General features: G+C 32.2%; 17 protein-coding genes. 6 read left to right on the top strand and 11 right to left on the bottom strand.

The features are described from left to right. Positions 1–3: 3 nt before the first annotated feature. The gene (locus BXU10_RS15750; RefSeq protein ID WP_189328101.1) at positions 4–498 is read right to left on the bottom strand and encodes a DUF2314 domain-containing protein; all 495 of its coding nucleotides are present in this window, start codon (positions 496–498) and stop codon (positions 4–6) included. Positions 499–711: 213 nt separating this feature from the next. Between BXU10_RS15750 and BXU10_RS15745 the strand changes: the two genes are divergently transcribed. The 3 genes from BXU10_RS15745 to prfA all read left to right on the top strand — a co-directional run bounded on the left by BXU10_RS15745 (position 712) and on the right by prfA (position 3,389). Further along, the gene (locus BXU10_RS15745) at positions 712–1,503 is read left to right on the top strand and encodes an IS4 family transposase (RefSeq protein WP_189328100.1); all 792 of its coding nucleotides are present in this window, start codon (positions 712–714) and stop codon (positions 1,501–1,503) included. Then, positions 1,466–2,104, top strand: a complete 639-nt coding sequence (locus tag BXU10_RS15740; protein WP_369803415.1) for a transposase — start codon at positions 1,466–1,468, stop codon at positions 2,102–2,104. Before BXU10_RS15745 ends, BXU10_RS15740 begins: the two co-directional genes overlap by 38 nt. A 208-nt stretch (positions 2,105–2,312) precedes the next feature. Continuing rightward, complete coding sequence (gene prfA, locus BXU10_RS15735; RefSeq protein WP_031453426.1) at positions 2,313–3,389, top strand: peptide chain release factor 1; 1,077 nt, start codon at positions 2,313–2,315, stop codon at positions 3,387–3,389. A gap of 391 nt (positions 3,390–3,780) precedes the next feature. Here the strand turns inward: prfA and BXU10_RS15730 are convergent, their stop codons facing one another. The 10 genes from BXU10_RS15730 to BXU10_RS15690 form a co-directional block, all read right to left on the bottom strand. Continuing rightward, a complete protein-coding gene (locus tag BXU10_RS15730) occupies positions 3,781–4,155 on the bottom strand; it encodes a hypothetical protein (protein ID WP_078228290.1) in 375 nt (124 codons plus the stop codon). A gap of 30 nt (positions 4,156–4,185) precedes the next feature. Further along, positions 4,186–4,545, bottom strand: a complete 360-nt coding sequence (locus tag BXU10_RS15725; protein ID WP_031453428.1) for a hypothetical protein — start codon at positions 4,543–4,545, stop codon at positions 4,186–4,188. Between the two features lie 36 nt (positions 4,546–4,581). After that, positions 4,582–4,866 carry a YtxH domain-containing protein gene (locus BXU10_RS15720; RefSeq protein WP_031453429.1) on the bottom strand — a complete coding sequence of 95 codons (285 nt, stop codon included), beginning with the start codon at positions 4,864–4,866 and terminating at the stop codon, positions 4,582–4,584. Between the two features lie 49 nt (positions 4,867–4,915). Next, positions 4,916–5,068 carry a lmo0937 family membrane protein gene (locus tag BXU10_RS24830; protein ID WP_007811479.1) on the bottom strand — a complete coding sequence of 51 codons (153 nt, stop codon included), beginning with the start codon at positions 5,066–5,068 and terminating at the stop codon, positions 4,916–4,918. Between the two features lie 30 nt (positions 5,069–5,098). Further along, positions 5,099–5,719 (bottom strand): porin family protein, encoded by a 621-nt coding sequence (locus BXU10_RS15715; RefSeq protein ID WP_078228288.1) that lies wholly within the window; start codon positions 5,717–5,719, stop codon positions 5,099–5,101. Between the two features lie 15 nt (positions 5,720–5,734). Further along, positions 5,735–6,274, bottom strand: coding sequence for a DUF4142 domain-containing protein (locus BXU10_RS15710; protein WP_223255474.1), 540 nt, complete (start codon positions 6,272–6,274; stop codon positions 5,735–5,737). 180 nt (positions 6,275–6,454) lie between these two features. Further along, entirely contained in the window at positions 6,455–8,239 is a 1,785-nt protein-coding gene (locus BXU10_RS15705; protein ID WP_078228281.1) for a CHASE3 domain-containing protein, read from the bottom strand. A gap of 11 nt (positions 8,240–8,250) precedes the next feature. Further along, positions 8,251–8,700 (bottom strand): response regulator, encoded by a 450-nt coding sequence (locus tag BXU10_RS15700; RefSeq protein WP_078228279.1) that lies wholly within the window; start codon positions 8,698–8,700, stop codon positions 8,251–8,253. Between the two features lie 20 nt (positions 8,701–8,720). Next, complete coding sequence (locus BXU10_RS15695) at positions 8,721–9,272, bottom strand: AraC family transcriptional regulator (RefSeq protein WP_031453434.1); 552 nt, start codon at positions 9,270–9,272, stop codon at positions 8,721–8,723. A 150-nt stretch (positions 9,273–9,422) separates the two neighbouring features. After that, a complete protein-coding gene (locus tag BXU10_RS15690; RefSeq protein ID WP_078228277.1) occupies positions 9,423–9,608 on the bottom strand; it encodes a CsbD family protein in 186 nt (61 codons plus the stop codon). A gap of 253 nt (positions 9,609–9,861) precedes the next feature. Between BXU10_RS15690 and BXU10_RS15685 the strand changes: the two genes are divergently transcribed. The 3 genes from BXU10_RS15685 (at position 9,862) to BXU10_RS15675 (ending at position 13,961) form a co-directional block, all read left to right on the top strand. Then, positions 9,862–12,045: a DUF5723 family protein gene (locus tag BXU10_RS15685; RefSeq protein ID WP_078228274.1), complete on the top strand. Its 2,184-nt coding sequence runs from the start codon at positions 9,862–9,864 to the stop codon at positions 12,043–12,045. Positions 12,046–12,157: 112 nt separating this feature from the next. Continuing rightward, complete coding sequence (gene pyrF, locus BXU10_RS15680; RefSeq protein WP_078228855.1) at positions 12,158–12,985, top strand: orotidine-5'-phosphate decarboxylase; 828 nt, start codon at positions 12,158–12,160, stop codon at positions 12,983–12,985. A gap of 175 nt (positions 12,986–13,160) precedes the next feature. Beyond that, the gene (locus BXU10_RS15675; protein ID WP_078228270.1) at positions 13,161–13,961 is read left to right on the top strand and encodes an ABC transporter substrate-binding protein; all 801 of its coding nucleotides are present in this window, start codon (positions 13,161–13,163) and stop codon (positions 13,959–13,961) included. Positions 13,962–14,067 lie beyond the last annotated feature (106 nt).

The raw sequence follows: 14,067 nt of genomic DNA, 5'->3' as shown, positions 1-14,067 counted from the left end.
TTCTTATTTAATTATCATTCCACTTACTTTATCAAACTCTTCTCTTTCCTTGTCGGTCATTCTAAGACGCAATAATTTGATTGTATATCCGCCTTCTAATTCTGAATTCTCAAGATACATCCAATCACTAATGCGATCAGATTCAATTTTTACGGTGTCGCCTTGCCTAACTTCAGAGGTAAATTCCGGAAGATTGTCAATGATTCCAAAATATTCATTCTTTTTTTTGAATATGCTGTTTACCCAAATGTGCTCATTTCCTTTATCATAAGGAAAAGTCATTTTTATACCAAACCCATTATAATTTGGATTTTTAGATTCTAGAGCTTTATAGAAATGTGGTAAAGTTTGTTTGGCTTTTTCAATTTCAGTATTTATTTCTGAATCGACTTCTTCAATCATATAAATTGTAGGTTCGTTTTCTCTCTGCAAGGAATTATCTTTTTTGCAATTGATTAATGATAAAGATAAAATCAAAGTAATGAGGATTCTTTTCATAGGATTTGTTGTGAAATGGCTTGTAACTTGTTTATATGGGTGATAAACATAGGTAATATTTAATTTACGAATGTATAAATAAATTAGCATAACTCATTATGGGGACTTTTAATTAGTGATGCTTCTAATGTTCTTACAAGACCTGGTGTTCCTAGCCCTGATAGCAGCCTACCGTCTGGACACAAAAATGTTTATATTTGAAAAAGCCAAATTTTGGAAGACAGACAATTTAAGGATTTAAAAGATCAGCGTTTATTAAGGAGGGGCAATTTAATTTTTGATAAATTATTCAGGACTAGTGTTCATTCGATTCGTCAAATTGCCCAGAGTGATTCGGAAGCCAAATCTATTTATCGTTTTTTGCAGAATGATAATGTTTCAGAAGCGGATATTATAAAAAACATGTCCTCAAATTGCATTTCCTGTTGTTCAGACAAGGTTGTTTTATGTATTCAGGACACAACTAAAGTTAATTTATACAATCACAAAAACAGGGTAAAGAAAGATCAATATATTGGCACAACCAATGCTGCAAAAGGAGGAATTGGTTTTCTAATTCATCCCAGTTTTGTGATCGACGCCCAAACATTTGTTCCTTATGGTTTTTCGGATGTTAAGATATGGAATAGACCATTAGATAAATTAACCAAAAAAGACCGTGATTACAATAAACTTCCTACAGAAGAAAAAGAATCTTACAAGTGGATAGAATCTTCCCTAAAATCGAAAAAAGCTTTAAGCCAGGCAAAACAAATCATTATTATCCAAGACCGCGAAGGGGATATTTATGAGCAATTTGGATGTGTTCCAGATCAGAGAACACATTTATTAGTTCGTGCAAGAGCCAATCGAACCCTTTCTGATAAGACCAAACTTTTTGACTATATCTCCAATCAGCCCTCAAAGGGACAATATTCAATAGAATTGGAAGGCGATAAAAGAAGAAATATAAAAAAAAAGAGAAGCAATCCTGGAGGTTCGATATTCTCAGGTAACCATAAATAAGAATGATTTAAGTTCAAAAACAGCTCCCAAAACTATTACGCTCTATATTATTGAAGCCAAGGAAACAGATACAACTATAGAGAATCCAATATGTTGGAGATTATTGACAACCATGAAGATTGATGATCTGCAAACGGCATTAAACTGTATTAACTGGTATACCTGCAGATGGATAATTGAAGAAGTCTTCAGGATATTAAAGAAAGAAGGTTTTAATATAGAAGCCAGCGAATTAACCTATGCCAAATCGATTCGAAAACTTTCCTTAATGATGATGGAAACCATCGTTAAGTTGTTTTTAATGCAAATTGCGTATGATTCTCCTGAGCAGGATATAGAAGCACAAAGTTGTTTTTCAGAATCAGAATTAAAATGTTTAAACTATCAGATAATAATATTAGAAGGCAAAACAGAAAAATTAAAAAATCCGTATAAAGATAAAGATTTAAAAAGGTATGTCTGGGCAATTGCCAGATTAGGAGGATGGAAAGGCTATAACTCTGAGCGAAAACCCGGAATTACTACTTTATGGATTGGAATACAGAAATTCAATTCAATGATGCAAGGGTGGAAGCTATTTGAAGATGTGTCCAGACGGTAGGATAGCAGCGGCATCCTTTTTAGGCAAACGATAATACTTAATTAAACCGAAAATATTCTGCCTAAAAAGATATAGCGGATAGCAGGAACCAGCTCCTGAAAATCATTAAACTTATTATTAAATTTCTCATCAAAAAAGACAAAAAGTTAAAGATAGAATTTTCCACAAAAATTTTGTAATTTTGCAGTCCAATAAAAGGAATTAGAAAATGTTAGATAGACTTCAATATGTAAAGCAGCGTTTTGATGAGATTTCGGATTTGATTATTCAGCCGGATGTTATTGCTGATCAAAAACGTTATGTACAGCTTAATCAGGAATATAAAAGCATTAAGGCTTTGGTTGAAAAGAGAGAAGAATATATTCTTGTTTTGGCCAATATTGACGAAGCAAACGAAATTATTGCTGACGGAAGCGATGCAGATATGGTTGAAATGGCCAAAATGCAATTGGATGAAGCAAAGGAGCGTTTGCCACAGCTTGAGGAAGAAATCAAATTTATGTTGATTCCTAAAGATCCTGAAGATGCTAAAAACGTTATGGTCGAGATCCGCGCCGGAACGGGTGGGGATGAAGCGAGTATTTTTGCAGGTGACTTATTCAGAATGTACACTAAATATTGCGAATCGCAGGGGTGGAGAACTTCGGTTGTAGATATGAACGAAGGAACCTCAGGAGGTTTTAAAGAGGTTATCTTTGAAGTTTCCGGAGAAGATGTGTACGGAACTCTGAAGTTTGAAGCAGGTGTTCACCGTGTACAGCGTGTTCCGCAAACTGAAACTCAGGGTCGTGTACATACATCGGCTGCAACGGTTATGGTTTTGCCGGAAGCAGAGGAATTTGATGTTCAGATTGATATGAATGATGTTCGTGTAGATTTTTTCTGTTCATCAGGACCTGGAGGACAATCGGTAAATACTACGAAATCGGCTGTTCGTTTAACGCACATTCCAACCGGCTTAGTGGCGCAATGTCAGGATCAGAAATCGCAGCATAAAAATAAAGATAAAGCCTTGAACGTTTTACGTTCCCGTTTATACGAACAGGAATTGGCGAAGAAAGAGGCTGAGGATGCTACAAAACGTACTTCTCAGGTAAGCTCAGGTGACCGTTCTGCTAAGATTCGTACCTACAATTACGCTCAGGGACGTGTAACAGATCACAGAGTTGGTTTGACACTTTACGATTTAGGAAATATCATGAATGGTGATATTCAGAAAATTGTGGCTGAACTTCAGTTGGTGAACAATATGGAAAAACTGAAGGAAGCTTCAGAGGTTTATTAATTTTGAGGATCTGAATGCTGAGAGACTAAGTTTATAAAGTTTTTTACGTAATATATAGTAGGCCGAACTTTTGTTCGGCCTTATTTTTTAGAAATTAATTGTACAAAAAAAAAGAGACTCTTTCAACTTTGTGAAATAGTCTCTTTTTCGGTTCAGATAAAACAATTATGGCTTAAAAATAAAGCCTGGGGTAATCTCAGAACCTTAAATATATAATAATGTATTAACTGTTTAACCGTTTTTTATAGCAGAAACGTATAAAGCGAGTTAGATACCTAAAAAAACTCTTGTGTATTCAAAACATTTATAAAAATTTGAGTAAATGTAAACACCATTTTTGATTATTATTTCGTTTATCTTTTCCATAATACATATATTTAAGTTTAAACAATTAATCTTCGGATGTTTCGTATTGTGAGGATTCTTTTGTACTTACATTTTGATGCTGTGGTTTTGATACCAAAGTCGTGACAGCCAGCTGTACTATAGATCCGAAAATATTTTTGAATGTCGAATCTGTTTTTCCTATTACCAGTTTTTTTGCCAGATAACCTATACCTATGCTTATGGCTGACTGAGCAATATCGCTTTTAAAACCAATAGTTTCATTAATTTCTTCAACTGTGTTTCGAATTAGGTTAAGAGGTTTTAAATTCTCTTTAATTTCATCTATTTCATCCTTAATTTCACACCATTCCTTTTCTTGCTGAGCTTCTAAAAATTTAATTTTTTGATTTAATGAATCAATGGTGTAAATAGTTTCCATAACAGTCTTTTTTATTTATTAATCATTTAATCAATTTTTAGATTCTTTTAAAATACTCGAAACAATCATGTTTCCAATAGGTGTTTTAATCAGTTTATGTTGTGTTTTATGTAGAATCACAGCAACTAGTAAGTAAAACACTGCAAGTGCAAAAAAACCATAATAATATTCACCAAGTTCTTTTCCAATCCATAAACTAAGTCCAATATTAAGAAACAAAGTAAAAAATGCAACAACAGCGCCAACCGCTATCCGTGATGTTAATGTTGATAAAACATCTGCAGTTGCTGATACCGTTTTGAGTTTAATTAATTCCAAACTCGTTTTGGTATAGTTTTCTGCTTTTTCATACATATTCAGGTTTTCGTTTGTTGTTGCATTAGTTTCCATGATATTGGGTATTTTTATGGTTTAAAAAAGTCACTTTTAGTAGTTGGTTTTCACGGTTTTTGCTTCATCTTTAATCGAATTGAAGTCGTCTTTTACCTGATTGAATTTTGCTTTTCCTTCTTCGATAATGTCTTTACCGTTTGTACTTAATGTGCTTAAAATACCATCTACTTTACCTTTAAGGTTATCTCCGTAATCTTTTGATTTGTCTTTGATTTTTTTTCTGGTTTCTGAACCTTTATCCGGTGCAAATAATACTCCTAAAAATGCTCCTGCCGCTGCGGCTCCTAAAATTCCTAAAATTGTGCTACTAGTTTTCATAATATTTGATTTAAAAGATTAATATAAAATGTTTAATATTGTTTGATTTTTAAATTTCCCGACCTTTAATAAGTCTGAATAATATTGCTATAATGGCAATAACCAATAATATGTGAATAATACTTCCTGCGCTGTATACAAAGAACCCTAAGGCCCAAAGTATGACAAGAATTACTGCGATTGTATATAATAGATTTGACATGGTTTACTTATTTAAGGATTAATTAAGCTTTTAATTTAATTTATATGATAAGTATAAACTTAAGTTGCTGTTTTTTAAATCTGATGAATCATCTCCATCTTTAACGATAGTTGTCAATCCGTAGTTGTAACGTACTCCGATACTTATTGGGTTAAAATCTAATCCAACACCAGCGGCAATACCGGCATCAAACTTGTTAAAATTATCAGTATCAAATTCTTCTTCAAAATTGAAGGATCCCTCGCCTGTAACTTTAGAACTAACAAGGTAAGAAGCATATCCACCTGCATGTATGTTAAAGTTTTTGGTAAGGTTTACTCTTACTAATAAAGGAACCTCAATATAATTTAATTTGAATTTTGCATTTCCTTCTATTAGAGCATTGTTATACTCTAATTTTGAACCTCTTGTAGTGAACAATAATTCAGGTTGAATTGCTACAAAATCGGATACTGGCAGTGTAGCATAAACACCGGCATTAAAACCAAATAAAACATTTTCGTCGTCTGCGTCATCTGTGTATAAATTAGACATGTTAAGACCTCCTTTTATACCAAATTCAGTAGTTACATTTTCCTGAGCCTGAAGCATACCAAATGATGCTGTCATAAAAAGTGTCAAGGCGTATAAATAAAATGATTGCTTTTTCATGTTAAAAAAAATTAGTTAATAATTGTGATTTGATTTTGAGTTGATTTCTTTTTTAATCTTCTCTGTTTCTCTTAAAAATTCGTATTGTTTTGGTAAATAATGAGTAATCAACTTCAATACTGCTACATCACTTGTTTCTCGCGCGATAGATTCAAATAATTTTATCATTCCTGATAAGGATTTTATGATAGAATTAATGTAAGCATAATCAAAATCCATTTCTTTTTTTGCAGTAAGCTGATACAAATCTTTATTTGCAACTCTTGTGTTTATTTCATTGATTATAATGAGTTTTTCAACAGCTGTTTTGCTAATATCCTGCAGTAACAGATTTTGACTGTTTTCTATTTTAATACTGACACTTTTTATTGCGTTATTTAAACTTTTATCTTGTGCCAGCTTAGTTTTAGAAATAATTGATTTTGTTATCCCTGCAGTTTCAGTAAAAAAATAAGTTTCAATTTCTTCCGGATTTTTTGTAAGAACGTATTTGTTGTCTACTTTTTTCAGATTTTCATTTTCATTACAGGATGAAATAGTTACTGTTACAATCACTATAAAAGCTGTTTTTAAAAATGATGGTTTTGATAAGCACATCTGTTAATTATTACTTCATTATTACATTACAAAGATGCTAACCAATAGTAAGTTTTGCTTTACAGCATAAAAAAGAAACGTTATATAATTCCCATTATGGAAAAATATAACGTTTTTAAGAGAGTTTTTTTCGGAAGATTATTCAGGAAGAAATACTGTGAATACGGAGCCTTTGCCCGGTTCACTGTCGGCGGTAATGTAACCTTTGTGGTTTTCAACAATTTTTTTGCAAATCGCTAATCCGATTCCGGTTCCGGGATAATCTGTTTTGGAATGAAGACGTTGAAACAGTACAAAAATATTGTCTTTAAATTGTGGGTCAAAGCCCAGTCCATTATCTGTAAAGGTAATTTTATAGAATTTTTTAAAGGGCAAATCGATCAATTCAGGATACTCATTTGATAAAATCTTATCGCAGTTAATATTGATTTGTGGTGCTGTTCCTGGCTGGCTGTATTTTAAGGAATTACCAATTAGGTTAATGAAGAGTTGTTCTATCTGATAAGGAATGACTTGGAGTTTAGGAAGTTTGTCAACTTTAATACTTCCCTTTTTTTCGTCAATTATTACAGCTAATTCTGATTTGGCATTTTCCAGTAATTCATTCAGATCAGATTTAATGAACTCTTTTTTTGTTGTATTTGTTTTTGAGAACAATAATAAATCATCAATTAAAACGCGCATTCTTTTAGCGGATGTTTCAATTTTCAGTATATATTCCTTGGCGCTGTCAGACATAATAGCTTTGTCTGCATCGGAAATTCTCGAAATAAAAGTTTGAATTTTACGTAATGGTTCCTGTAAATCGTGACTTGCAACATGATTAAATGATGCTAATTCTTTGTTGCTTTTTTCAAGTTCATTATTACGTTCCTGAAGTTCAATATTTAGTAAATGTTCATCAGTGATGTCAAAATTTATACCCAATAGAATCTTACTGCCATGCTGGTCTTCAAGTAATTTCCCCGTAGATTTAAAATATCTGATTTCATCATTTGGTTGAATAATTTTGTAATATATAAAAGGGAGTTCCTTGTTGTTAATTATCCCTTCCATTGAGGCTGCAATTGCTTCCTGATCTTCAGGATGTACAAAATTTAGAAAACTATCTTTGTTGGGTACGAAAGCGTTTGGACGAAATCCTAAAAGACGAAATTGATTATCAGAATAATCTATTTTGTCAGTGTCTAAATCCCACTGCCAGGTACTAAATTTACCAATAACTTCAGATTCAGCTATTAAACCGGATGAGATTAAAAGCTTTTTGTTGTATATTTTTAAGCGTTCTAAGTCTTTGCTAATTTGTCGGTAAGCTAATAAAATAAAACTTAAAGCGACTAAAAACAATGAAATTGAAAGAATAGGACCGAGAGAAATTTCTTCGTCGTATTTTTTTAAGCTTTTTTGTAAAAATGATTTTTCTATATCATTCATTTCATCCACCTTAAAACGAATGTTCTCCATTAAAATACGGCCTCCGAACATATGATTGTCTAATTTTCTTTTATCATAAGTTTCCGGAGCACTGTATTTTAAACAATTCTCAAATGAAACATAGCGCTGAATAATTAATTTGAATAATTTATTGAGGTTTTGTTTTTGTGTTGGATTGTCAGCAGTAAGTTTCTTTAAGGCAATAAAAGATGTGTTTACCTTGTCGCGGGAATAAAGATATGGAGTAAGAAATCTGTGATTGCTTGTAATCATAAAACCACGCTGACCGGTCTCTGCATCTTTTATAGCCGACATCAGCCGCTCAAGCTCTATGTTTATTTCATAGGTGTGCATGAGCAGCTTGCTGGATTCGTTTAAATCGCGGTTGTGTTTGTAAGCTATTGAAGAAAGAAAGAGTAAAATGAAAATAGCTATTATAAAAATAACTCTCAAATAGTTTGAGGAATTAAACTTAGGTATCCATTTCATTATTATTGCAATTATTTAAGACTTAATAAGAAATTATCACGATTTAATCCTGATGTATGATAATGCCAATTTAGCGTTATAACTTCGTTAATAATTTTTTTAAGTGCATTAAAGTCACTTGGTTTTTTTATGTAAATATTTGCTCCTTCAATAAATGTATCTTCAATATCCTCATCAGAAGATGATGTTGAGTAAATTGCAATTATAAGGTTTTTAAGGTGTTCTGTTTTTTTTATTTCGATCAAACATTCTTTACCTGTTTTTTTAGGCATGTTTAAATCCAGAAATAAAATATCAGGCAATTTAGTGTCCGGGTTCATTAGATGTTCCATTAACTGTAAGCCATCGAAAACAAATTCGACATTGGTTTGTACTTTTACCTCTTCAAAAGCATCTTTAAAGAAAAGTCTATCGTCTTCGTCGTCATCAGCGAGTAAAATGTGTAATGCGTTTTTTTGCATTGATTAAAGGTATTTGGGTTTTATTTTAAATTTTCTCTTCGTTTTTTAATAATTCTCAGAAATGCCGAAGGGGTTATTCCGGTTGTGTTTTTAAATTGAGTACTTAAATGTGCAACACTTGAATAATTCAGTAAAAAAGCAATTTCGGTTAAACTCATTTCATTTACAATCATTAACTGTTTAGCTCTTTCAATTTTTTGAATGATTATAAAATTTTCAATAGATGAATAGGTTACTTCAGAAAATACATTTGATAAATAACCATAACTATGATTTAATTTGTCAGCCAAATAAGCAGAACTTTTAAAGTTATTATTGTCATCAGTATAAACTAATTCAATAATTGCATCTTTTATTTTTTGAACCAGTACACTTTTTTGATTTTCTACTACTTCAAAACCAAAAGGACTTAAATCGTTTTTAAGGGCATCTAATGCTTCTGTACTAAGATTCTCTTCAAGTTCAATTTCTCCAAAACCTAAGGTAGAAAAATTTAAATTTTGCTCCTCCAGTTTTTCTTTGAGAAAAAGTGTGCAAATTGTATTAATATCAAATTTTATAAATAATTTCATTTTGTAAAAAAAATATGTTTAAAGATAACTAATTTATTTGGTTTTTTGAGTTAATTCGAGCTTTTAGGAAATGTAAAACTTTAAAGTTTGAAAATCAAAAAAATACCGCCTAATTTAAGTTAGGCGGTATATTGCATATTTTGAGATGATTTATAAATCTGATACAATTTTATCCCATTCGTCTTTTGTTTTACCTAATTTTTGCTGGATTCTACCGTATATTTCATCTTCTTTTCCTTCTTCATACAGCAAATCATCATCAGTCAAATCAGCATATTTTTGTTTTAATCTTCCTTTGAACTCGTTCCAGTTTCCTTTTATTTCTGTTGTATTCATGGCTTTTATAATTTGAAAATTTATATAGTATAAAATTCAAAATTTCGCTCTTGGTTTGTGTTATATAAATTATTAAAACTATTTCATAATTCACATTTTTTCTTTTGTACAGAGTGCGTTTTGGGTTTTTTAAAAGAACAGGATTATTCTACATAATAAGTATAAGATATTACATCAAATCAATGTTTTGGTAATACCAATTTAAATGTAATGTTGTAGTTTTGCCGTCAATTAAACTTAAAACCCCGATTTAATGAAAAAACAATTACTCATTCTATTAATTTTAATGACATCCTTTGCGAGTAAAGCGCAATCTTATTCAGGTTATTTTCATGATAATTATGCCGGTGTACAAAGTGTACTTTTTAATCCTGCGTCAATTGCTGATTCCCGTTTTAAGACCGATATCAATTTGTTTTCTGTCAGCACGGCTGTTAGTAATGATTTGTATGGTGTAAAACTTTTTGATGTTTTTAAAAACGGTTATGATTTTGACAGTCAATCAAAAATGACCTCGTCAAACGCGAACAATGCTCTTATCAATTTGGATATTATGGGGCCGTCATTTATGTTTAACATTGCTCCAAAACATACATTGGCACTTTTTACCAGAGCAAGATCTGTTACAAATCTTAGAGATGTTAATGGTAATCTTGTTGATCAGGTTAAAGATGGATTAGATCAGTCAAACAGTTTTAGTTTTAATGTTGGTAGTCCAAACGGAGCATCACATGCCTGGGGAGAATTAGGAATTTCCTATGCAGCGGTTCTTTTTCAAAAAAATCAGCATTTCTTAAAAGGAGGTTTAACTGCTAAATATTTGCAGGGTGTTGCAAATGGTTATATTCAGGGAAAAAATGCAAATGCAGTATTTATCGAAAACCCATTAGATCCTGAAAATAGTACTTTAATTACTAATGGAGAATTAAAAATTGGCGGAAGTCAGGATTGGGAAGCTAATGAGGATTATGAATTTGATATAAATTCAAGCGGAGTAGGCTTTGATTTTGGACTTGTATACGAATGGAGGCCGGATTATGAAAAATATGATCTCAGCAAGGCTAAACCTGCAGATAATAATTTTAGAGATTTAAATAAATATAAAATACGTTTCGGATTATCGGTTACGGATATTGGTTCTATAAATTATAAAAAATCAAAACAGGATATTTACGATATATCAGGTACTCTTACGCAGCAAATGATTGATGATACAGATAATTTATATGATCTGTTAAATGATCGTTATACAAAAACTTCAACTTCAAAAGGAGTAAAAACAAATTTGCCTACAGCACTTCACACAGATGTTGACTGGAATATACACAATAAATTCTATCTGAATCTTAATGGAGATATCAGTATGGTTTCAAACACAAAATTAAACGCAACCAGTATTGCTGACAGAGTAAGTTTAACTCCCCGTTATGAAAGCAGATGGTTTAGTTTTTATGTACCTGTTACCTGGATGGAATATAGCGGAACTCAGATAGGTACAGGATTGCGTGTAGGGACTTTCTTCGTTGGGTCTGGATCTGTTGTGTCTAATTTAGTTTCTAAAGAATCGAAAGCAGCTGATTTTTACGTTGGGCTTAAGCTTCCGGTTTATGAGAAGAAATTTAAAGATACGGATGGAGACGGAGTTATAGATAAAGAAGATGGGTGTAAAAAAATAGTGGGACCAATTGAAAATAATGGATGCCCATGGCCAGATACAGATGGTGATAAAGTTTTTGATAAAGATGATACTTGTCCTGAAATTGCAGGTCCTTTAGAAAATAAAGGATGTCCATGGAAAGATAGCGATGGAGATACATTATTAGATAATGTTGATGCATGTCCAACAGTTTCCGGTCCGGTTGAAAACAAAGGTTGTCCATGGCCGGATAAAGACGGTGATACGATTTTAGATAAGGATGATGCCTGTCCGGATGTTGCGGGGTTAATTGAAAATAAAGGATGCCCGGTTTTAGATACTGATAAAGATGGAGTTGCTGATAATGCAGATGGTTGTCCGTTAGTAGCGGGACCGGCAGAAAATAAAGGTTGTCCTGAAGTTAGCAAAGCTACTTTGGCACAATTGCAGGTTGAAGCAAAATCTATTTTCTTTACAACAGGTAAAGCTACATTAAGTGATGCTAAAAAAGTAGAAACTTCAGGAAGACTTGATGCTATCAAAGAAATTTTAAAAAATTATCCAAATGCTAAGTTTGCTATTTACGGACATACTGATAATGTAGGAAATGCTAAGGCAAATCAAAAGTTGTCTGAAGAAAGAGCAAAAATTATTATGGATGCCTTAATTGAAAAAGGAGTAAATCCGGCTAACTTAACCTCACAAGGATTTGGAGCTTCAAAACCGGTTAAACCTAATAATACAGCTGCCGGAAGAGCTGCAAACAGAAGAACTGAAATTGTTTATTTAGGTAATTTCTAATAACAGTTGAATATAAATACCAAAAGCCATTCTTAATTGAGTGGCTTTTTTTATTTTTGCATACTTTCAAAAAAGAATCATTCTTCATATTGGAAGAACTAAAAAATCACCAATGACCACACAACAACTACACGAACAAATACTTCAGAAGAAATCATTTTTATGCGTTGGATTAGATCCTGATCTGGATAAAATTCCGTCACATTTGTTAGAAACAGAAGACCCTATTTTTGAGTTCAATAAAGCGATAATTGATGCGACACATGATTTGACTGTAGGATATAAACCCAACACAGCTTTTTTTGAGGCCTATGGTATAAAAGGCTGGATATCGTTGCAAAAAACGATCAATTATATAAACGAAAACTTTCCGGAAATTTTTACTATTGCGGATGCAAAACGTGGCGATATTGGAAATACTTCCAGCATGTATGCAAAAGCTTTTTTTGAAGATTTGAATTTTGACAGCGTAACTGTTGCTCCATACATGGGAAAAGATTCTGTTGAGCCTTTTCTGGCTTTCGAAAATAAACATACTATAATGTTGGCTTTAACTTCAAATGAAGGTGCTTTTGATTTTCAAACTCTTACCGCGAATGGAAAAGAATTATATAAGCAAGTTTTGGAAACTTCTAAAACATGGAAAAATAGTCATAATTTAATGTATGTTGTGGGTGCAACCAAAGCTGAATACTTTGCAGAAATAAGAAAAATTGTTCCCGACAGTTTTTTATTAGTTCCGGGTATTGGAGCTCAGGGTGGAAGTTTGTCAGAAGTTTGCAAATACGGGATGAATGATAATGTAGGGTTATTGGTAAATTCTGCCAGAGCTATTATTTATGCTTCAAAAGGAAATGATTTTGCTGAAAAGGCGAGGGAAGAAGCATTGTCTGTTCAACAAGAAATGGAAGAGATTCTTAGTTCCAGGTTTCAAGTTTAAAGTTCAGGTTGGCAGCTACACTTTGAACATAATTTTGCCACAGAGATTCACAAAGTTATACTAAGATAATTTTAAAATTGTTTTATAAAAAGCTTTGTCAACTTTAAATACGATAATCTCTCTAAAGAAACTTTGCGAATCTTTGTGGTAAAAATACTAATCAGAAACAAATCAAATGAAACAACTCAGAGATCAAATTGGTACGTTGCATTCTTTTGAAACACCCCCAAAACGCATTATTTCGTTAGTACCATCTCAAACAGAATTGTTGTATGATTTAGGTTTGGAAGAAAAAATTACAGGAATAACTAAATTTTGCGTTCATCCCTATCATTTAAAAGCAACTAAGAAAATCGTTGGCGGAACTAAAAAAATCCATTTGGAGAAAATAAAATTATTAGAGCCAGATATTATCATTTGCAATAAAGAAGAAAACACAGAAGAAATTGTAAACCAATTAAGCAAAATATGTCCTGTTTGGGTTACAAATATTGTTTCTGTTGAAGATAATTTTCAAATGATTTCAGATTTTGGGCAGCTTTTTAATTGCAGGACCGAAGCCCAAAAGTGGAATGATAAATTGGCTTTTGCTTTAAGGGATTTCAAAAAATATGTCCAGGATATTTCTATTAAAAAAGCAGCATATTTTATTTGGAAAGATCCTTATATGGTAGCCGGTAATGATACTTATATAAATGAGTTATTAAAGTTAAATCATTTTAAGAATATCTACGAAGATAAAGGACGTTATCCCGAAATAGAACTTAAAAAAATGCGATTGGAAGGTGATCCGGATGTTGTATTTCTTTCCTCAGAACCATATCCTTTCAAAGAAGAAGATGCTTTTGAAATAGGGCGCTTCACTCATCATGCCAAAACTATTTTTGTTGATGGTGAGATGTTTTCCTGGCACGGAAGCCGGTTATTAAAGGCTTTTCCATATTTTAAATTGCTTCACGAAAGATTGAAAAATTAGTTTAAAGTTTTTCTTTGTTTCAAGTTTCAAGTTGTTGGAGTGTAAATTTAACAGCAAAGCGCGCAAAGTTTATATCACACAGCTTTGCATGCTTTGTGGTTAAATA

Source organism: Flavobacterium sp. LM4 (genome assembly GCF_002017935.1).
GTDB lineage: Bacteria > Bacteroidota > Bacteroidia > Flavobacteriales > Flavobacteriaceae > Flavobacterium > Flavobacterium chungangense.
Note: the sequence above shows the minus strand (reverse complement) of the source record. Positions and strands in the feature narration are given on the sequence as shown.

Excerpts from the sequence above, each read along its gene's own strand:
- BXU10_RS15750 (WP_189328101.1), bottom strand. The coding sequence starts at position 498 with ATGAAAAGAATCCTCATTACTTTGATTTTATCTTTATCATTAATCAAT.
- prfA (WP_031453426.1), top strand. The coding sequence starts at position 2,313 with ATGTTAGATAGACTTCAATATGTAAAGCAGCGTTTTGATGAGATTTCG.
- BXU10_RS15730 (WP_078228290.1), bottom strand. The coding sequence starts at position 4,155 with ATGGAAACTATTTACACCATTGATTCATTAAATCAAAAAATTAAATTT.
- BXU10_RS15725 (WP_031453428.1), bottom strand. The coding sequence starts at position 4,545 with ATGGAAACTAATGCAACAACAAACGAAAACCTGAATATGTATGAAAAA.
- BXU10_RS15720 (WP_031453429.1), bottom strand. The coding sequence starts at position 4,866 with ATGAAAACTAGTAGCACAATTTTAGGAATTTTAGGAGCCGCAGCGGCA.
- BXU10_RS24830 (WP_007811479.1), bottom strand. The coding sequence starts at position 5,068 with ATGTCAAATCTATTATATACAATCGCAGTAATTCTTGTCATACTTTGG.
- BXU10_RS15715 (WP_078228288.1), bottom strand. The coding sequence starts at position 5,719 with ATGAAAAAGCAATCATTTTATTTATACGCCTTGACACTTTTTATGACA.
- BXU10_RS15705 (WP_078228281.1), bottom strand. The coding sequence starts at position 8,239 with ATGAAATGGATACCTAAGTTTAATTCCTCAAACTATTTGAGAGTTATT.
- BXU10_RS15700 (WP_078228279.1), bottom strand. The coding sequence starts at position 8,700 with ATGCAAAAAAACGCATTACACATTTTACTCGCTGATGACGACGAAGAC.
- BXU10_RS15695 (WP_031453434.1), bottom strand. The coding sequence starts at position 9,272 with ATGAAATTATTTATAAAATTTGATATTAATACAATTTGCACACTTTTT.
- BXU10_RS15690 (WP_078228277.1), bottom strand. The coding sequence starts at position 9,608 with ATGAATACAACAGAAATAAAAGGAAACTGGAACGAGTTCAAAGGAAGA.
- BXU10_RS15685 (WP_078228274.1), top strand. The coding sequence starts at position 9,862 with ATGAAAAAACAATTACTCATTCTATTAATTTTAATGACATCCTTTGCG.
- pyrF (WP_078228855.1), top strand. The coding sequence starts at position 12,158 with ATGACCACACAACAACTACACGAACAAATACTTCAGAAGAAATCATTT.
- BXU10_RS15675 (WP_078228270.1), top strand. The coding sequence starts at position 13,161 with ATGAAACAACTCAGAGATCAAATTGGTACGTTGCATTCTTTTGAAACA.